General features: G+C 69.0%; 15 protein-coding genes. 6 read left to right on the forward strand and 9 right to left on the reverse strand.

Features of this window, described 5'->3' with window-relative positions:
- Positions 1-7: 7 nt before the first annotated feature.
- The 3 genes from QGN30_RS22680 to QGN30_RS22690 all read right to left on the reverse strand — a co-directional run bounded on the left by QGN30_RS22680 (position 8) and on the right by QGN30_RS22690 (position 4827).
- A complete protein-coding gene (locus QGN30_RS22680) occupies positions 8-1510 on the reverse strand; it encodes an O-antigen ligase family protein (protein ID WP_095562478.1) in 1503 nt (500 codons plus the stop codon).
- Positions 1507-2973, reverse strand: coding sequence for a polysaccharide biosynthesis tyrosine autokinase (locus QGN30_RS22685; RefSeq protein ID WP_009955589.1), 1467 nt, complete (start codon positions 2971-2973; stop codon positions 1507-1509). The genes QGN30_RS22680 and QGN30_RS22685 overlap by 4 nt, the downstream gene beginning before the upstream one ends.
- Before the next feature lie 177 nt (positions 2974-3150).
- Entirely contained in the window at positions 3151-4827 is a 1677-nt protein-coding gene (locus tag QGN30_RS22690; RefSeq protein WP_225330749.1) for a hypothetical protein, read from the reverse strand.
- A gap of 250 nt (positions 4828-5077) precedes the next feature.
- Here QGN30_RS22690 and QGN30_RS22695 point away from each other — a divergent pair, with 250 nt between their 5' ends.
- Entirely contained in the window at positions 5078-5872 is a 795-nt protein-coding gene (locus QGN30_RS22695) for an FkbM family methyltransferase (protein ID WP_095562476.1), read from the forward strand.
- 22 nt (positions 5873-5894) lie between these two features.
- Here the strand turns inward: QGN30_RS22695 and QGN30_RS22700 are convergent, their stop codons facing one another.
- Both QGN30_RS22700 and QGN30_RS22705 read right to left on the reverse strand, forming a co-directional pair.
- Positions 5895-7760, reverse strand: a complete 1866-nt coding sequence (locus QGN30_RS22700; protein ID WP_014381913.1) for a putative bifunctional diguanylate cyclase/phosphodiesterase — start codon at positions 7758-7760, stop codon at positions 5895-5897.
- Positions 7761-7899: 139 nt separating this feature from the next.
- Positions 7900-9573 carry a hypothetical protein gene (locus QGN30_RS22705; protein WP_095563005.1) on the reverse strand — a complete coding sequence of 558 codons (1674 nt, stop codon included), beginning with the start codon at positions 9571-9573 and terminating at the stop codon, positions 7900-7902.
- A gap of 368 nt (positions 9574-9941) precedes the next feature.
- Between QGN30_RS22705 and QGN30_RS22710 the strand changes: the two genes are divergently transcribed.
- From QGN30_RS22710 to QGN30_RS22720, 3 genes are read left to right on the forward strand one after another with little or no spacing between them, the layout of a single operon-like run.
- Positions 9942-11129 (forward strand): NAD(P)/FAD-dependent oxidoreductase, encoded by a 1188-nt coding sequence (locus QGN30_RS22710; RefSeq protein WP_225345928.1) that lies wholly within the window; start codon positions 9942-9944, stop codon positions 11127-11129.
- Positions 11126-12037: an RNA polymerase sigma-70 factor gene (locus tag QGN30_RS22715; protein ID WP_248923518.1), complete on the forward strand. Its 912-nt coding sequence runs from the start codon at positions 11126-11128 to the stop codon at positions 12035-12037. The genes QGN30_RS22710 and QGN30_RS22715 overlap by 4 nt, the downstream gene beginning before the upstream one ends.
- 16 nt (positions 12038-12053) lie before the next feature.
- A complete protein-coding gene (locus QGN30_RS22720) occupies positions 12054-13310 on the forward strand; it encodes an aminodeoxychorismate synthase component I (protein WP_095762890.1) in 1257 nt (418 codons plus the stop codon).
- 52 nt (positions 13311-13362) lie between these two features.
- Here the strand turns inward: QGN30_RS22720 and rsmI are convergent, their stop codons facing one another.
- The gene (rsmI, locus tag QGN30_RS22725; RefSeq protein ID WP_095762889.1) at positions 13363-14199 is read right to left on the reverse strand and encodes a 16S rRNA (cytidine(1402)-2'-O)-methyltransferase; all 837 of its coding nucleotides are present in this window, start codon (positions 14197-14199) and stop codon (positions 13363-13365) included.
- Positions 14200-14281: 82 nt separating this feature from the next.
- Between rsmI and QGN30_RS22730 the strand changes: the two genes are divergently transcribed.
- Positions 14282-15814, forward strand: a complete 1533-nt coding sequence (locus tag QGN30_RS22730; protein WP_162143688.1) for a dolichyl-phosphate-mannose--protein mannosyltransferase — start codon at positions 14282-14284, stop codon at positions 15812-15814.
- Between the two features lie 75 nt (positions 15815-15889).
- Here the strand turns inward: QGN30_RS22730 and arcA are convergent, their stop codons facing one another.
- On the reverse strand, positions 15890-17101 hold the full coding sequence (gene arcA, locus QGN30_RS22735) for an arginine deiminase (protein WP_009954974.1): 1212 nt from the start codon (positions 17099-17101) through the stop codon (positions 15890-15892).
- A gap of 96 nt (positions 17102-17197) precedes the next feature.
- Between arcA and QGN30_RS22740 the strand changes: the two genes are divergently transcribed.
- On the forward strand, positions 17198-17794 hold the full coding sequence (locus tag QGN30_RS22740) for an alpha-ketoglutarate-dependent dioxygenase AlkB (protein WP_009954975.1): 597 nt from the start codon (positions 17198-17200) through the stop codon (positions 17792-17794).
- Positions 17795-18130: 336 nt separating this feature from the next.
- Here the strand turns inward: QGN30_RS22740 and QGN30_RS22750 are convergent, their stop codons facing one another.
- Positions 18131-18781: a DUF5642 family protein gene (locus QGN30_RS22750; protein ID WP_009957785.1), complete on the reverse strand. Its 651-nt coding sequence runs from the start codon at positions 18779-18781 to the stop codon at positions 18131-18133.
- Positions 18782-18808: 27 nt separating this feature from the next.
- Positions 18809-19498 (reverse strand): DUF5642 family protein, encoded by a 690-nt coding sequence (locus QGN30_RS22755; protein ID WP_009957786.1) that lies wholly within the window; start codon positions 19496-19498, stop codon positions 18809-18811.
- Positions 19499-19535: the final 37 nt, after the last annotated feature.

Below are 19535 nucleotides of genomic sequence, written 5' to 3' on the forward strand. Positions count from 1 at the left end.
GGCTCGTCTACGGGAAAGTGACCGCGCCAACCGTGGCATCGAGGGGCGGGTCGGGCGTGGCGGCCGGCGCCGGATTGTCGTCGGTCCGGCTGCCCTCCGCGCCCCGGCGCCGCAAGCCGGCGTAGCCCATCGCCGCCCCCAGCGCCATGCCCAAGCCCAAGGCGTCCATCGGCATCTCCGGCAACGGCCACACGGCGGATATCGCCAACAGGCCCGCGGCGACGGCCGCACTGATTTTCGCGGGCGCCGGGGCGCACCGCAGCGCGAGGATCACCGGCGTGAGCGCGAACAGCACGAACGCGGCCATGCCCACCGCGCCGGCCTTGGCCAGCCACCACAGGTAGAAGTTGTGGGAGTAGGCGGGATAGAGGTACCGATGGAATTCGTCGTCGCCGGTCGGCGGCTGGTACACGTAGCCCAGGCCGTGCCCGAAGAACGGGGCCTGGGCGATGGTCTCCTTGAGGAGATTGATTTCCCGCAGTCGCTCCAGCGCCGAATCGTCCACCGCGAGCGCGCTCGACGTAACCCCGCCCAGCACCCGCTGATTGAACGCGACGTACTGATCGGCCAGCCACGCCCCGGTCTTCGAACGCTGCAGCAAAAACAGCGACCCGGGCACCGCCACCGCGACGACGGCCAGGCCGACCGTCGCGGCCACGACCGCCCGCCGCACGGCCGCCCAACTCAGGCTGCCCAACAGTGCGACCGCGGCCGCCACCCCCATGGAGATCAGCGTGTTGCGGGAGAAGGACAGCAGCGAAATGCTCAGCGCGGGAACGCCCAACACGAGATAAGCCATGGGTCGGACCCGGCCCACGATCGGGGCGGCGACCAGTGCGCTCAGCACCGCGGTGGCCGGCGTCTGGGTGGACAGGATGATGCGCACGGCCTGACCGGCACCCGTCGTCCCCTCCAGGCTTTCCGCCCGACCGGCCAACCGGATGGCGTACAGCGAGCTGATGATCGCCATCGCCGCCGAAAACCACAGGATCACGATCATCACCCGGATCGACCATCGGACGTGTCCGCTGTAGACGACGAACATCGCAAGGACGAAGCCGATCGCCATTTCGATCATGGTGGTCGCTTCGCGGGTCACCGTGAGGTCGGGGTTTCCCGTGGCGAATCCGGTGGCCGTGGAACACAGCACCGCCACCACCAGGATCCCCGGCAGCACGAAGTCGGACGACCGCGGTTTCGCGGTGGGGATCAGGTAGCAGATCGCGAGGATGGCCGCCAGGTGGTACGCGTAAATCGTCAGCGGGCCAAAGACTTTCCCCACGTGTAAGCCTTCCGGCAGTGCCGCGAACGCACCGAACAGCGTGACCCCCACCATCCCTTCGGGTTTCACCCAGTACACGACCACGCAGAACAACGCGGCGGTCAGCAGCACACCCTCGGTGGTTCGGCGCACCGACAGCACGCCGAACGCGAAGCATCCGAACACGAAGATCGCCAGCAGGGCGCCATCCACGGCCAGGCGGTGACGGGCCCGCAGGTACGGGATCACGCCGGCCTGCTGACCTTTGACCGGTAGGCGCGGTCGGCGGCCCTGATGTGCAGCGACTGGCGGGCGTCGGTCAACACCGTGCCGACCACCTGTGCGCCGGCGGCGCGCAGGGCGGTCAACGCGTCCTTGAGTTCGTCCGCGGTCGTGCGCTTCGCGCGAACCACCAGCACGGTGGCGGGTACGGCACCGGCCAGCAGGCCGGTGTCGGCGGTCGCCAGCACCGGCGGGCCGTCGATGACGATGCGGTCAAACCGTGAGGACAATTCCTGCACCACTCGGTCGATCACTTCCGGCAGGTACGCGCTGGGGGGCAGACTCTCGCGCCGTGCGGACCGCGACGCGAGGATGTGCAGCTTCGAAATCGGCGTCGGCTTCACCACCTGGGCGGCCGCGGCGGGGTTGGCGAGCGCGTTGGCCAGCCCCTCCCCCGATTCGACCCTGAGCAGACCGGCGATCACGTGCCGGCGGCTGTCGCCCTCGACCAGCAACGCGTCTTCGCCCATCTCGGCGAGCGCGAGCGCCAGGTTCATCGCCGTCGTCGTCGTTCCCTCGCCACCGAACGGACCGGCCACCAACACCTGCCGGGCGTTGGGTCCCATCGCCCTGAGCAGCCGGGTGCGCATGCCGCGCACCGCGTCGTCGAATGCGGTGTCGGTGCCGAACCGCGGAGTCCCGCCGCGCTTTCCCGGCAGCTCCGCCAAGGTCGGCAGGCCCGAGAGTTCCTCCAGCTTGGCGCGGGTGCGCACGGTGCGGTCGCCGGCCTCGCGGGTCAGCGCCACCGCGATGGCCAACAGCAGACCGGCGATGAACCCGATCGCCATGTTTCGCAGCGGCACCGGCGACACCGGAATCTTCGGAACGCGGGGCGGCTCGACCATCGTCGCCCGCGCCAAGGGCCACGGCTTGCCCGTCGGTCCCGCCGATGCCGGCACGTCGGACGGTTGACCCGACGGCGGCGGCGTCGTCTCGACCGCCTCGGGTCGCGGTCCCGCGGTGACCGGCGCGGCCACACCGTTCGACGCCGGGTTCGGGGCAAGCGTCGGCAGCATCGCGCTGAACTGACCGGCCATGGCGCCCGCCAGCGCGGCGGCGCGCGCCGGGTCGGTGTCTTTGACGCTGATCGTGAACAGCACCGATTTCGGGGTGTATTTGACTTGGGTTTGGCTCAGCAGATCATCGGCGCGCATGGGAAGTTGGAGCTGGCGGATGGCGCGCTCGGCCACGATGTGTCCACCGGCGATTTGCGCGTACGACGACAGCCGTTCCTGGGCGGCCTGCGTGCCGCTGTACACCTCGTTGAGGTCGGTCGCACCGGAAAACGAGATGAGGACCGTGGCCGACGACTGGTAGTGCTTGGTCTGCAATGCGGTCACGAACGCGGCGCCGACGGTACACGCCAGCAGCGCGGTCAAGGCGAGTTTCCAGTGCGCGCCGAGAATCCGGACGAAGGTACGGAAATCCATCGGCTATTAACCTTTCTAAAAGCCTTCGGCGGGAAGAAAACTCTGCGGTTTTGCCCCACCAGCCGCGCATACCACTGCAGATTATGCAGCATCATCAGGCGGGCATTGGCGGAATCGCGGTCCCGCTGCCCCGGTTGATTTACCGCGTAATTGGCGACGCGGCGCCCGCAGTCATCGTCACGCGGCGTGAGTCAACGCGTCGCGGGACAGATTCAGCGTCGCGATCGGATAGCATCCGGTGCCGTCGCGCCCGTCGCGCGCGAGCCGCATGGGCGGATAGTTCACCACGTGGTTCGCGCCCGGCTTGTGCTGTTGCCAATCGACCGAGGCGCACAACGTGTAGTGCCCTGGCGCCAAGCCCGCCAAGTCGATGTGAATGGACTCCGTCGTCGACGCCGGCAACGGCTCCTTGCTGGAGCCGTCCCCGGATGGGCTTTGGACCAGGGTTTTCAGCGCCACGGTCGCGGGAAGCGTGCGGACCACGGCCCCCGAGAAATCGACGAGCCGGTAGCCCGGGACCCAGTTTTCGGTCGCGGCGGCCGCGCCGTAATTGGTCCACGCGACGGCCAGGGTCGCCTTGCCGTCTTTCACCGATTGCGATTCCTGCCGCGCCTCCACCGAATACCGGTAGCCTGCGACGACGTTTGCCCGCGCCCACAGCAAGTACAGCGCCGCGTCCATCGGTGTCGACGAATCCACAGCCGGGAAGTTGAAACTCGATGTCATCGACACGTGGTACTTGACGACGTCCTGCAGGCCTTTTTCGTAGTAGGTCCGCGGATCGGTTTTCTCGGGCAGCTGGCACCATTCGGTGATCATCGGCGCCGACGCCAGCCGGTTCCTCAGCGCTCCGACCAGCGGGTCCTTGGACTGCACATAGTGGGAACCATCCCTTTCCGCCCACGCGGGCAGCGGATCCTGCACGCCCAGGCAGTCCGCGCGGATGCCCACCGGCGCGGACAGTTTCTTCGTCACGTCGTCGGCGATCAACTGGCGCACGATCTCCGGGTTCAGTGCGGTTGTCACCAATTGCGTGTGGGGAAAAGCGTTTACGGTCGCCGCGACCAGCTGACGAATGGACTCGGCGGTGATGTTCTGGTCGCGAAATTGGCTGTAATACCCCAGCTTCGCGACGCTCTCGTCGGGTGCGGGGCCCGGCGCGCCGAGTGTGTCACGCAGATACGAGATGTGGTTCTCGCTGAAATCGCCGTAGCCGGAGAATTCGAAGACGCTCAGCCGTTCGTCGCCGTCGTAACGGCGGCCCAACGCGGCCAACAGCTGGCCGAATGCGTTCAGGTAGTTCGGATCATTCCAGTCCGGAACGACCTGCGTGACGCCGGGCATCCACCAATATCGTTGCGGACCGGAGTAGTTGGTGGCCGCGGCGCGCATCCAGTCGGGCATCGCGATGTTGGTGTTGTTCGGATAGACGGTGTCGCAACACGAGTTGTAGGCGACCACGCGAAGCGTCAGGCGCATGTTTCGACCGGCCAATTTCGTCAGGGCGTCATCGATCACGCTGAAATCGAATTTGCGATCGTCGGGAGCGTCCGGCGGCAGTGTGCTCGGGTCGGTGGGCTGCAACTGGCGCCAGGGGACACGCAAACTGGCGTCGTAGGACGCCGGCCACGCCGGGTAGCGCCGCTGCGCCGGATTGCCCTGCGGGAACAGCGGTTGCAGGAGATCTTCGTACTGGCCGCGCAGGGGGTTCGGCACGTCCTGCACGGACAACGGTATGGCCGGACTGCTGATCAGGGCGAGCGGATCAAGGTCGCTGCGTCCGTCACATCCGTCGAGCACCAACGTCACGCACACGGTGACGACAAGGAGAATGTTCCTAATTGTCCGGACCATGATTGCTCGCGCTAAACCGTGTCCGACAAATGCATCTACTGCTACCTCTCTGGCGGTCGCGACTAGTCACATGCGCGGGATATCAAGGGTGACAACAGGGTACAGCCCGGGCCCGTGACAGATGGCTGAAATCGGGGCGCCCGGTGAAAAGCCCGCCGGCTTGGCGGGGCCTCCCGGCGCGCTTTGGCCATTGTCAAATCGCCGCGTCGACTAAGCTGGGGCTCCGCAAATCGGACAGGAGTCACAGCAGATGTCGGTCGCACGCTCGGCCAAAACGTGGCTCGCGCCGGCGGCAAAAAAACTCGCACCGCGCCTGTTCTGGCGGCGGAAGTTTCGAATCCTGCACCGCTTGGGGCAGAGCCGCGCGGACATCCAGCTGGTGGCGTCATTGTGCGATCCGAACCGGATCTCCCTGGACATCGGAGCGGACCTCGGCGAATTCACGATTGCGATGGCGGCGTCGTCGCGCTCGGTGACCGCGTTCGAGCCCCGGCCGGCGCAGGCCCGCGATCTGGCAGCGATGTTCGCCGCCGTCGGCGCCCCCGTCCGGGTGGAGGCGGTGGCGCTGTCCGACCGACCCGGCACGATCGCGATGCGGGTGGTCGAATCCGAGCCGGGCCGAAGCACAATCGACACCGACAACGAACTCACCGACGTCAATGGGGATGACATTCGCCGCATCGACGTGCCGGTCAAGCGGCTCGACGACCTGCATCTTGACGACATCGGCCTGATCAAGATCGACGTCGAGGGCCACGAACTCGCAGTGTTACGGGGCGCCACGCAGACGCTCACCCGCAATCGGCCGGCGATCGTGGTGGAAGCCGAGGAACGCCATCACCCCGACGCCGTCGCCGAGATCACGGCGTTGCTGGCCGGTCTCGGTTACGCGGGTCACTTCGATTTCGGTGGCGCTCGTCGGCCCATCGCCGAGTTCGATCCGGCACAGCATCAGGACCCGGCCAACGTCGGCAGGCGGGAGGACGGCTGGGCCGCCCACGGCACCTACGTCAACAACTTCGTCTTCTTGCCCACCGAAGGCTGAGCGGCCTCCGCGATCGTCGCCGCTACGTCGAGCCCAGCGACGATGACTCGCGGTCGGCGAGAAACGGCATCGGCATCCAGCGCGCGGACAGCAGCGCTTCCATCGCGTCGCCGGGCAGGGGACGCGACAGCAGGAAGCCTTGCGCGCGGTGGCAGCCGTGTTGCATCAAAGTCAGTGCGGCAGCGGGGGTTTCGACGCCTTCGGCGACCACTTCCAGCCCGAACGCCTCGGCGAGCCCGATGATGGCGCGGACGATGGCCAGGTCGCCGGCGTCGGTGCCGACATCGCGCACGAACCCGGCGTCGATCTTGAGCATGTCGACCGGCAGGGATTTGAGGTGGGACAGGACGGCATAGCCGGTGCCGAAGTCGTCGATGGCGACCTGCACGCCGACTTCCTTGAGCTCCGACAAGGTTTTTCGCGTGGTGTCGATGTCGTGCACCACGGCGCGTTCGGTGATCTCGAGGCACACCGATGCGGCATCGATTCCGAACTCGCCGATCGTGTCGGCGACGCCTTCGACGAAGCCACGACTGATCAGCTGGATGGGCGACACGTTGATGCGCAGCATGGCGCCGTGCCCGACCCCATGGGCGCGCCACTGGCTGAACTCGGCGCAGGCGCTGCGCATCACCCACCCGCCCAGCTCCGCGGCGAGGTTGGTGGATTCGGCCACGCCGATGAACGAGTCGGGCAGCAGCAGACCCCAGACCGGGTGCCGCCAGCGCACCAGGGCCTCCGCGCCCACGATGGCCCCGGTCCACAAGTCGACCTCGGGCAGGTAATGCAGGAGCAGACCTTCGCTGTCGATGTCGCCCTGCAGGTGCAACTCGATGTCGTTGCGGAAGGCCCGCTTGAGCGACATGTCGTCGGTGGACACCGCCGTCTGATTGCCGCCGGCACGCTTGGCCGTCAGCACCGCCTCGTCCGCCCGGCGGAGCAGATCGGCGCAGTTGTCCGCCCCGGGCGTGCCCACCGCCAGCCCGATGCTGACGGTACGGCTGATCACGTGGCCACCGATGGTCAGGCGATCGCACAGCATCGTCGACAGGCGACGCGCGAACGCCTCGGCGACCTCCGGCGACATCGGCTCGTCCGGGATGACGACGAACTCGTCGCCGCCGAGCCGGGCGATCATGCTCGGCGTTCCCGCGCACTCCTCGATGCGCTGAGCGAAGACCCGGATGAACCAGTCGCCCGCGCTGTGGCCGAGGTAGTCGTTGATCGGCTTGAGCCGGTCGAGATCGAGGTAGAACACCGCGACGGGTCCGGGGCTGCCGGGCGCGAGGCGTCCGGACAGGTGCGCGACCAGCGCCCGCCGGTTGTACACACCGGTCAGGTCGTCGTGCTCGGCGAGGTAGCGGAGCCGCTCTTCGGCGACGATGCGCGCTTGAAGCTGGGCAAACAGCGCGGCGACCGCCTCGAGCGTGTTGATCTCCTCCTGCTTCCACCTGCGGGCGCCGAACTTCACGAAGCCGAGCACGCCGGTGCACGCGTCGCTGGACATCAGCGGCGCGGCCGCCACCGACGGCGACGCCGTCGCCTTGCCCGGCCTCAGCGCGCGGCGGACCCACCCGGCGGACCGATCCGGACGGGTCACCACCGGCTTGCGGTCGCGCTCACACTGGGCGAGCACCGACTCGACGCCGTCCAACTGCAACGCCGCCACCAGATCCGGATCCGGGCTGTCGGTTCGTCTCGGCCATTCGGCGACCAACGTCGACGCCGCGGCATCGTTGTCGTGGTGGCGCAGGAAGCTGGCGTCCACATCGAACTGCTCGACGAGCCGCGCGAGTACCTTTTCGCTGACCGAGGTCGCGGTGGGCGCCGTGGCCTCCATCAGCGCGGTGGCGACGGAGGTGACCACCAGGTTCAGGCTGCGCGGCACGGAATCCTCCGATACGGGGCACTATCCCGTCTGGGTCCCGAAGTCAAAATATGTCCGAGAACGGTATCACGCACGGCCCCGCCCATCCGGGGTTATGAAAAGCTCGCAGCCAACGAAGCAGCGCCGCGGCCGGACGATGTCACTGGCCGTTTGCCGAGGCCGAGTCGCTCGGGATGTCAAGCGTGGCAATCGGGTACAGCCCTGAGCCGTCGCGGCCGTCCCGGGCCAGGGCCATGGATGCGTAATTGACGACGTGCGAGGCGCCCGGCTTGTGTTGCCGCCATTCGACGGACGCCCGCAGCGTGTAGTGGCCGGGCGCCAGGCCCGTCACGTCGACGTGGACCGACTCGCTCGACGATTCGGGAACCGGCTCCTCGCGCGATTGGCTGGTCTCGTCATGGACCAGCTTCGCCAGGTTCACCGTCGCCGGCAGGCTGCGAACCACCGCCCCCGAGAAGTCGACCAGCTTGTAACCGGGCTCCCAGTGCTCGGTGGCCGCCGCCGAACCGTAGTTGGTCCAGGCCACCGAGATCGTCGCCACCTTGCCCTGGATCGACTGCGATCCCGGCTGCGCCTCGACCGAGTACCGGTATCCCGCGGAGGTATTGGCCTTGCCCCACAGCAAAAACAGCTTGGGATCCATCGCCGAGGCAGCATCCCGGTCGGGGAAGTCGGCACTCGAGGTCATCGACACGTGGTACCTGATGACGTCGTGCAGCCCCTTCTCGTAGTACGACCGGGGGTCGGCGCCGCTGGGCAACCGGCACCACTGGCTGATCACCAGGGCCGAGGTGAGCCGCTGCTTGATCGCGTTGACGACGGCATCGTTGGAGCGCACGTAGTGCGAGTCGCTGGCGTCGGCCCATTCCGGCAACGGCGCCTGCACCCCCAGGCAGTCCGCGCGGATGCCGACGGGCGCGGCCAGTTTCTTCGTCACGTCGTCGGCGAACAATTCGCGGACGATCTCCGGATTCTGGGGGGCCACCACCAACTGCGTGTGCGGGAAGGCATTCGTGTTCGCCGCGACCAACTGCGCGATGGAGGCCTTAGTGATGCTCTGGTCGCGGAACTGGCTGTAATAGCCCAGCTTTGCCACGCTGTCGTCCGGCGCGGGCCCCGGCGCGCTCAGCGAATCGCGCAGATACGCGACGTGGTTCTCGCCGAAGTCGCCGTAACCGGAGAACTCGAACACGCTGAGTCGCTCGTCGCCGTCATAGCGACGGCCGAGGGCGGCCAGCAGTTGACTGATCCCGTTGAGGTAGTCGGGGTCGTTGAAATTCGGCACCACCTGGGTGACCCCCGCGGCCGAACTCTTCGCCGGCGCGGGATAACTGGCGGCGTAGGGCCGCACCCAGTCCGGGATCGCGATGTTCGTGTTGTCGGAAGAGGCGTCGTTGCAACAGGATTTGTAGACGAATACGCCAAGGGTCAGGCGCATGTTCCGGGCCCCGAGCTTGTTCAGCGCGTCGTCGATCGCGCTGAAATCGAACTTGCGGTCGTCGGGCGCGTCGGGGGGCAGGGTGCGCGGATCGACCGGCTGCAACTGCCGCCACGAGACACGCAGGCTGGCGTCATACGACGCGGGCCAGGAAGAGTACCGCTGCTGCGCCGAATTGCCTTGCGGAAAAAGCGGATTCAGCATTTCCTCGTACTGGCCGCGCAGCGGGTTCGGGATCTCCTGCGCGCTGGGTGGGATGGCCGGGCTGACCATCGCGGACAGCGGCCCGGGGTCGCTTTTACCACCGCACGCGCTCAACACCAGCGCCGCGCACACGACAGCGGCAAGCGCGCGCGTCCTCCATGACCACAACATCGTCACCGCGTCAGATCGCACCCGACGACACGTCCGACGGCGAGGGCCCGCGGCCGCTCGCGCAGATGGTCGTCGTCAAGGTTGCTTCTCCCAATACACACCGATGGCGCGTGCAAGTGGCCCCATATTTCGCGGTTTGTCTGGTGCGTGTATCCGACCGGGGCGGGCCACGAATTGGCGTAGCGCAGCGTATCACGCGCGTTCCGGCGACGCTCCGCCGCAGCTCAGCGGGGGGGCGGTCCGTTGACGGCACCCTTCCGACCGCCGGCGCGCAGTGAGACGGGTCACAATAGCGGTGTCGATGTCACGCTCGGCCGGTCTGCGGTGTCTCAAGGGCACAGGTCCTCACGAACAGGTAGGAGATAGCCATGACCGAGGTGGCGCCTCAGAGAACTCATGTCGTCGTTGTCGGCGGCGGATACGCCGGGACGCTCGCGGCCAACCATTTACGGCAGCGCCCGGACATCGACATCACGCTGGTGAACCCCCGGCCGGTCTTCGTGGAGCGCATCCGGTTGCATCAGCTGGTCGCCGACACCGGCGCCGCGACCGCCGATTACGCGACGCTGCTCGGCGACGGGATAGAGCTGATCGTCGACACGGTCGAAGGCATCGACGCGCCGGGCCGGCGCCTGCTGCTGGGCTCCGGCTTCGAGCTGGACTACGACTACCTGATCTACGCCGTCGGCAGCACCGGCGCGACGCCTTCGACGGTGCCGGGCTTCGCCGAGTTCGCCCACTCGGTCGCCGACCTGGAAAGCGCGCAGCGACTGCACTACGCGCTCACCGACCTGCCGCTGCCCGCACCCGTCACCGTGGTCGGCGGTGGGCTCACGGGCATCGAGATGGCCTCCGAGCTCGCCGAGCGACGACGGCCGGTCACCCTGGTCTGCGACCCCGTTCTCGGCCCGTCGCTGAGCAAGCGGGGCCGGCGCTCGGTGGCCAAGCGGCTGCGCCGCCTCGGTGTCACCGTGCTGGAATCCGTCGCCGTGGCCGAGGTGCGCTGGGATGAGGTGGTGCTCAACGACGGCACCGTGTTGCCCAGCGCGGCCACCGTGTGGACGGCCGGATTCACCGTGCCCGATCTGGCCGCGCGCAGCGGGCTGCGCACCGACCCGATGGGCCGGCTGCTCACCGACGAAACGCTGACCAGCATCGACGACGACCGCATCGTCGCCGCCGGTGACGCAGCCGCGCCGTCCGGTCAGCCGTTGCGGATGAGTTGCCAGGCCGCCGGACCCATGGGCGCCCAGGCCGCCAACACCGTGCTCAGCCGCATCGCCGGGGACGCGCCCGCGGCGCTGAGCCAGGCGTTCGTCGGACAATGCATCAGCCTCGGTCGCGCGCACGCCACCTTCCAGCTGGCACGCACCGACGACACCCCGGTGAACCTGTACCTCGGTGGCCGGGCGGCGGCTTCGCTCAAGGAGACGATCTGCAAGGCCACGCTGTGGGCGATCCGCCGCGAGGCCGCCAAACCCGGTTCGTATTTCTGGCTCAAGGGCGGCAAGCGTCCCGCGCAGTCACCGACCGGCGAGCGGGTCGCGCTGCGATGACACGGGCACCGATCGGCAGCGAGCACGCCGAACGCTTCACCCTGCTGCGGCCGCTGCTGTTCACCATCGCCTACGAGATGCTGGGCTCGGCGACCGAGGCCGACGACGTGCTGCAGGACAGTTATCTGCGGTGGTCGGCCGTCGACCTGGCGACGGTGCGCGACACCAAGTCCTACCTGGCCCAGCTGGTCACCCGGCAGGCGCTCAACGCGCTGCGGGCCGACGCCCGCCGGCGCGAGGAGTACGTGGGCCCGTGGCTGCCCGAGCCGCTGCTCCTCGAAGACCAGGACCCGTCCGCGGATGTCGTTCTCGCAGAGTCGATTTCGATGGCGATGCTGGTCCTGCTGGAGACGCTGAGCCCCGACGAGCGGGCCGTGTTCGTGCTGCGCGAGGTGTTCGGCTTCGACTACGGCGAGATCGCCCAGGCGGTGGGCAAGCCGGCGCCCACGGTGCGACAGGTGGCGCACCGGGCCCGTGAACACGTGCGGGCCCGGCGCAAGCGGTTCGAGGCGGCCGACCCGGAGCGCACCGCGGAGATCACCGCGCAGTTCCTGGCCGCGGCGGCGGGGGGCGACGTGGAAGCGCTGATGACCATGCTGGCCCCGGACGCCACGTGGACGGCCGACAGCGGCGGCGTGGTGAGCGCCGCCCGACGGTCGGTGGTCGGCGCCGACAAGGTGGCCCGGGCGATCGCCGGGCTGATGCGCAGGGCCGCGGAGATGGCCGCGCTGCGGGTGGAGACGGTGACCTGCAACGGCGCGCCGGCAGTGCTGCTCTACCTGGGCGACCAGCTCGAAGGGGTGATCACCGTGGAGATCGCCGACGACAAGATCACCAACTTCTACGTCATGCGCAACCCGCGCAAACTGGCGGCGCTGGCCACCGCTCGCGACATCAGCCGCGGCTGAGCGGCACACTGGGTCGGTGCGCATCGACCGGCTCGGCGATCTCGGCGCCGCACCCCAGGTGCTGCGCGCCCTCGGTGACGCCACGACCCGGTTGGGTCTCCCGCCCCCGGCCGCGCTGACCGGCGAGTGGTTCGGGGCCCTGGCGGTGATCGCGCCGAGCGTGTCGCTGGGGCCGGTGGCTGTCGACGGCGTGTTCGCCGTCGACGCCCCGCGGACTCCCGAGCCGCACGCGGTGGGCGGCGGGTGGATCGGGTACCTGTCGTACCCCGACCCCGGCGCCGACGCGCACCCGAACCGGATCCCCGAGGCCGCGGGCGGCTGGACGGACTGCGTGCTGCGCCGCGACCGCGACGGGCACTGGTGGTACGAAAGCCTCTCCGGCGCGCCGATGCCGGGCTGGCTCGCCGCCGCGCTGGCCGCGCCTGCGCCACCGCCGCGCGAGGGCCGGATCGACTGGGGCATCGCCGACCGGTCCGCGCACCGCGACGGGGTGCTCGCCTGCCTGGAAGCCATCCGCGCCGGCGAGGTCTACCAGGCGTGCGTGTGCACCCAATTCACCGGCACGGTCGCCGGTTTCCCGCTGGACTTCTTCGTCGATGGCGTCGCCCGCACCTCCCCGGCCCGGGCGGCCTACGTCGCGGGTGCGTGGGGCGCGGTGGCGTCGCTGTCGCCGGAGCTCTTCCTACGCCGGCGCGGGACGGCCGTCATGTCCAGCCCGATCAAGGGCACCTTGCCGCTGGACGCCTGGCCGTCGGCGCTGCGCGCCTCGCCCAAGGAGGTGGCCGAAAACATCATGATCGTCGACCTGGTCCGCAACGATCTCGGCCGCGTGGCGGTCGTCGGTTCGGTGACGGTGCCGGAGCTGTTGGTGGTGCGGCGCGCGCCGGGCGTGTGGCACCTGGTGTCCACGGTGGCCGCCCAGGTTCCGGTCGAGTTGCCGACGTCGGCGCTGCTGGACGCCACCTTCCCGCCGGCCTCGGTCACCGGGACACCCAAACACCGTGCCCGCCAACTGCTCTCGCAATGGGAACCGCACCGCCGCGGAATCTATTGCGGAACAATCGGATTGGCCTCCCCCGTAGCCGGCTGCGAACTCAACGTCGCGATCCGCACCGTCGAATTCGACGCCGCGGGAGGGGCCGTGCTGGGTGTGGGTGGCGGGATCACCGCCGATTCCGACCCCGACGCCGAGTGGGCCGAATGCCTGCACAAGGCCTCGCCCATCGTAGGGCTGCCGTCGATCGCGGCCGCCAGCCCCGCCGGCTTGTCCTGATGGCGGCGGCCCGCTGCGCCCGGCTTCGCCGCGCTTGCGACCGCCACCGCCGCTAGACGCGGCGAGCCCGCAGCACCGCGTCGTAGAGCTGGCGGGACCGCACCTCGGGATACGCTGCCGCCACCTCGCCGCAGGCGTCCTTGACGCGAGCACCGCCCGCGACCAGCTCCTCGACCTCGACGACCAGCGACGGCAGGTCGGCGCGCGGCGTCGCGCCGGCCAGCACCACGGTGATCTCGCCGAGCACACCGTCGGCCGCCCAATTCGCCAGCTCGTCGAGCGATCCGCGCACCACCTCTTCGTGCACCTTGGTCAGTTCCCGGCAGACTGCGGCCCGCCGCGCGCCGCCGAGCCGCTCGACCGCGTCCTGCAAACAGGCGGGCAACCGGCGCGGCGACTCGAAGAACACGCAGGTGCGTCGCTCGTCGGCCAGCGAATCCAGCCAGGTGCGTCGGGCCGCCTTCTTGCGCGGCGCGAACCCCTCGAAGCAGAATTTGTCCGCCGGCAGGCCGGACACGGCCAGCGCGGTGGTCACCGCCGAGGGTCCCGGCAGGCATCCCACCGGCAGGCCGGCTTCCACGCACGCCGTCACCAGCCGGAAGCCGGGGTCGTTGATCAGCGGCATCCCGGCGTCGCTGACCACCAGCACGGTCGCGCCCGCCCTGATCGCCTCGAGCACCGGGTCCACCCGGGTGGCCTCGACCCGGTCGAACATGCTGATCACCCGGCCGGTGATCTTCACCTCGAGGGCGGTGGCCAACGTCCGGACCCTGCGGGTGTCCTCGGCGGCCACCACGTCGGCCGTGGCCAGCGCGTCGAGGAGGCGGGGCGAGGCGTCCGAGGGCTGACCCAAGGGGGTCGCGCCCAGCAACAGGCGGCCGGTGGTCATGGTCGACAGCCTACGATCGACACCGATGACTGCCCCGCCCCGCGAATCCCCCTTGAACGCCCAGGGTGTCGAAAAGGAGCGCGTGGTCCCGGTCGTCAGCCCGGGCCCGCGGGTTCCGGTGGCCGATTTCGGTCCGACCGATCACGTCCGCGGCTGGGTGGTGACCGGCGTGATCACCGTGGCGGCCGCGGTGACCCGCTTCCTGAACCTGGGCTCGCCCACCGATGCCGGCACGCCGGTCTTCGACGAGAAGCACTACGCCCCGCAGGCTTGGCAGGCGCTGCACAACCACGGGGTGGAGGACAATCCGGGGTTCGGTCTGGTTGTCCACCCGCCGGTGGGCAAGCAGCTCATCGCGATCGGCGAGGCGATCTTCGGCTACAGCGGCGTCGGCTGGCGGTTCACCGGCGCATTGCTCGGCGTGGTCATGGTGGCGCTGGTGATGCGGATCGTCCGGCGGATCAGCCGGTCGACGCTGGTCGGCGCGATCGCCGGGGTGCTGGTCATCTGCGACGGCGTCAGCTTCGTCGCCTCGCGGACCGCGCTGCTCGACGGCATCCTGACGTTTTTCGTGGTCGCCGCGTTCGGCGCGTTGATCGTCGACCGCGACGAGGTGCGGCAACGAATGCACGTCGCGCTGCTGCAGGGCCGCAATGCCGACACGGTGTGGGGCCCACGCCTGGGTGTGCGGTGGTGGCGCTTCGGCGCCGGGGTGCTGCTCGGATTGGCATGCGGCACAAAGTGGTCGGGCCTGTACTTCGTGGTGTTTTTCGGCGTGATGTCGCTGGCGTTCGACGTGGCCGCGCGCCGCCAGTACCAGGTCGACCGGCCCTGGATGGGGACGCTGCGACGCGACCTCATCCCCACCGGCTATGCGCTGGGCCTGATTCCGGTGCTGGTGTATCTGGCCAGCTACGCCCCGTGGTTCGCCTCCGAGACGGCCATCGATCGGCACGAGGTGGGCCAGACGATCGGCCCGCATTCGTTGATCCCGTTACCCGATGCGATCCGGTCGCTGTGGCACTACTCGGCCAAGGCTTTTCAATTCCACGCGAGCCTGACGAATGCGGCGGGCAACTATCACCCGTGGGAATCGAAACCGTGGAGCTGGCCGATGTCGTTGCGGCCGGTGCTCTATGCGATCGACGAGCAGAATGTGCCGGGCTGTGGCGCGCAGTCCTGCGTCAAGGCCGAGATGCTGGTGGGTACGCCGGCCATGTGGTGGGTGGCGGTGCCGGTGTTGATTTTCGCGCTGTGGCGCATGCTGGTGCGCCGCGATTGGCGTTACGCCGCTGTGCTGGTGGGCTATTGCGCGGGCTGGCTGCCGTGGTTCGCCAACATCGATCGGCAGATGTACTTCTTCTACGCGGCGACGATGGCGCCGTTTTTGGTGATGGCCATCGCGCTGATTTGCGGCGACATCCTCTACACCCCGGGGGCGCCCGCCCGGGGGCCCGGGGTGAACTCGGAGCGACGCACGCTGGGGTTGATCGCCGTCTGCGCCTATGTGGCGTTGGTGGTGACCAACTTCGCCTGGCTGTTCCCGGTGCTCACCGGTCTGCCGATTTCGCAGCAGACGTGGAACATGGAGATCTGGCTGCCCAGCTGGCGCTGATTCTTTCCCGCGAGACCGCAACCAGCGGCGGCGTCACTCGGGAAATGCATTGGGACTTACAGTTTCGCGGCGTTGTCAGACCGCGTCGCGGCTGACGGGGCACGACATGCAGCGGGGGCCGCCGCGGCCGGTGCCCAATTCGGATCCCGCGATGGTCAGCACTTCGATGCCGGCCTCCTGCAGGCGAATGTTGGTCTGCACGTTGCGTTCATAGGCGACGACGACGCCGGGTGCCAGCGCCAGCGTGTTGTTGCCGTCGTCCCACTGCTCGCGTTCGGCGATGACGGGGTCGAGCCCGGTGTCGATCACCCGCAGCTTGTCGATCTCCATCGCCTTGGCCGCGCCCTCCAGGAAGGGGACCTCGTCGCTGATGGCGACCCCGTCGGGGGTGCGCTGGATGGTGAACGCCGACAACGTGTCGACGATGTTGGCGTACATCACCACCGTGTCCGTGTCGACCATCGTGCACACCGTGTCCAGATGCATCTGCGCGCGCCGCTGCGCAATCGGCACCGCGAGCACCGTGTGCGCGAGATCGTCGTCAAACAGGCTGCGGGCCAACGCTTCCGCGCCGGCGGGGGTGGTGCGCTCCCCCACCCCGACCGCGACCACGCCGGGCGCGAGCAGCAGCACGTCACCACCCTCGACGGGCGCAGTACGCGACTCGTAGGCGCGCCGCACCCCGGTGAACCGCGGGTGATGGGCATAGATGAGATCGGTCAACGACGCCTCACGGACCCGGGCCCGCAGCGCCAGCGTCGGGATCACCACCCGCGGGCCGATCCAGATCGACGAGTCCCGGGTGAACACCAGGTTGGGCAGCGGTTCGATGACGAAATCGCCGCCGTGGTGCATGCGCAGCACCAGCGACACGTCGGTGCGGGTGTCCGCGGGCAACTCGTTGAACGTCATGCCCGCCATCAGGACCTGCGCCAGGCGGGCGGGCTCCAGTCCCCGCAGGTACGCCGAAAGCTCTTGCGCCAGTGGCACTCCGAGTCTCCGCGCGTCCACGGCGGCCGCCACGCCCTGCATCCGCGCGGCCCCGCTGTGCGTCAGCGCCTCGGTGAGCAGGTCCGACAGCAACAGCACTTCGACCCCGCGGGAACGCAGCACCTCGGCGAACTGGTCGTGCTCGTCCTGCGCGCGGGCGACCCACGGGAGGCCATCGAACAGCAGCTGGTCGACATTGCGCGGGTTGAGGCGGAGCAACTCGGCGCCCGGGCGGTGCACGATGACCGTGCGCAGCGCGCCGACCTCGGACTTGGTGCCCAGCTCAACCTCACCCACGACTCAACCGTAGCGGCGTCGGGGGCCGGACGGTCGCGTCACACGCCCGCCGCGCGGCCCACCGCCATCGAACGAATGTGCGATAAACTGGGTCGCGTGGAGGTTGCGGTTCAAGGCTCCCTGTTCCAGCACACCGAGCGCCGACAGCTCGGTGACGGCGCGTTCATCGAAATCCGCGCCGGCTGGCTGACCGACGCGGACGACCTGCTGGACGCCTTGTTGTCGACGGTGCCGTGGCGCGAGGAGCGCCGCCAGATGTACGACCGGGTGGTCGACGTCCCTCGGCTGGTCAGCTTCCACGACCTCACGGTCGACGATCCGCCGCACCCGATGCTGACCCGGCTGCGGCGGCGGCTCAACGACATCTACGCCGGCGAGCTCGGTGAGCCGTTCACCACCGTGGGGCTGTGCTGCTACCGCGACGGCTCCGACAGCGTGGCCTGGCACGGCGACACGATCGGCCGGAGCAGTTCCGAGGACACCATGGTGGCGATCGTCAGCCTGGGCGCCACCCGCGCGTTCGCGATGCGGCGCCGCGGCGGCGGCCCGTCGCTGCGGCTGCCGCAGGCGCACGGGGATCTGCTGGTGATGGGCGGGTCATGCCAGCGGACGTGGGAGCACGCCGTGCCCAAGACGGCGGCACCGGTCGGTCCTCGGGTGAGCATCCAGTTCCGGCCGCGCGGCGTGCGCTAGCGGCGGTCGCAAGCGCGGCCGTGGCGATCGCGAGCGCGGCGAAGCCGGGCGAAGCGGGTCGCCACTATCGACATAAGCCGGGCGCAGCGGGCCGCCGCCATCAAGCCCAGCGGCGGTCGCAAGCGCGGCCGTGGCGATCGCGAGCGCGGCGAAGCCGGGCGAAGCGGGTCGCCACTATCGACATAAGCCGGGCGCAGCCGGCCGCCGCCGTCAAGCCCAGCGGCGGTCGCAAGCGCGGCCGTGGCGGTCGCAAGCGCGGCGAAGCCGGGCGCAGCGGGCCGCCGCCATCAAGCCCAGCGGCGGTCGCAAGCGCAGGGGCCGCCGCCGTCAAGCCGTCTAGGCACGCACCGACGCCACCGCTTTGACGAGCAGGTCGCGCGCGCGTTGGGTGTCGACCGGCGCGACGGGCTGATCGGGAATCACCAGCGGGTTGGCGATGACGATCACCTGGTAGTCGCCGAACGAGGCCGAATAGTCGAACAACTCGCCCGTGCGTGGACCGCCCGGGGTCAGCGCCTGCATGACGCGATGCACGCCGAGCGTGCGGGTGCTGTCGATCCGCGGCGCCTCGACCACCTGGACGCCGCCGCGCAGCTGCGGGCCGGCGAAGGTCACCTTTTGGCAGTCTTTTCCGGGATCGTTGAGGGGCAACGCTTTTGAGGTCTCCAGCGCGATCACCACGAACCGGTTGCCGCGGCCCTCGGCGGTGACCGCGGACATGTTGCCCTGCAGGTCCGCCGGCATGTCCGGCCCGGCCGCCACTTTCGCGCAGTTCGCCGGGTCGAACGTCAATCCGTCGGGCAGCTTTCGGCCGGCCAGCAGCTTGGGATCGATTCCCCGTTCGCTGATGTCGCTGACCTTGAAATCGGGTCCGAAGCTGGACTTGACGTCGACGACCTTGTTGATGTCGACCTTCGCCTCGGGAGTGGCCGATGAGCACCCGGCCAGGACGCAGGCGGCCGCGAGCGCGAGCAACATCTTGGACATCGTGGCCAATCTACCCAAGCGGATAGTTCAGCTGCGCAACGTGGACACCGTTTTGGCGAGCAGATCCGCGGCGAATCGCGGTGGCAGGACCGGAAGCGCTGAACCTGGATCGGTGGTCAGCGTGGTGAACGCGTAAAAGTCGCCCAGATACGCGGTGAATGTGTAGACGCGGGAATCTATTTCGGTGCCCGACTCGACCGATGACTTGACGTCGGCGACCATGCCGATGGTTTGGACACCGTCGACGTGCGGTGCATCGGTGAGGTGGACGTGTGCCACGGTGTTCCCGGCGGTCTCCGACCAGTGGGCGCACGCGGTGAGCAGGTCCTCCGGGAAATCCACCGGTCCCGGCAAAGCCACCACCACCGCGTTGACGATGCCGCCGCTCCCCGAGCCCGACACGCCCTGCGCCGATTGGTCGCGCCCGTTCCCGGGGTCGGCGAGCGTCCCGCATTTGGCGGGCTTGGGGTGTGGGTCATCGCCCAGGCCCCAGATCACCCTCGGCGAGGCGGCGCTGGGGATTGCGGTGCTCACCTCGTAACCGGGCGGCATGTCGCGAATGATCCGTTTGATGTTGGCGGGGTTGACGGCGGCGGTGTTGCTCGGCGGCGATTTCGCCGGAACCGCCGGCGGTTTGGGCGCGGGTTGATGAGCGCACCCGGCGACGGCCAACGTGAGCGCGGCAGTCACCGCCGGGCCAATCCCGAACGGCCGCATGAGGAGTTGATAGCACAGGACGCCGCCATAGCGGCGC

It is taken from the genome of Mycobacterium sp. 3-98 (genome assembly GCF_035918355.1).
Taxonomy (GTDB): domain Bacteria; phylum Actinomycetota; class Actinomycetes; order Mycobacteriales; family Mycobacteriaceae; genus Mycobacterium; species Mycobacterium intracellulare.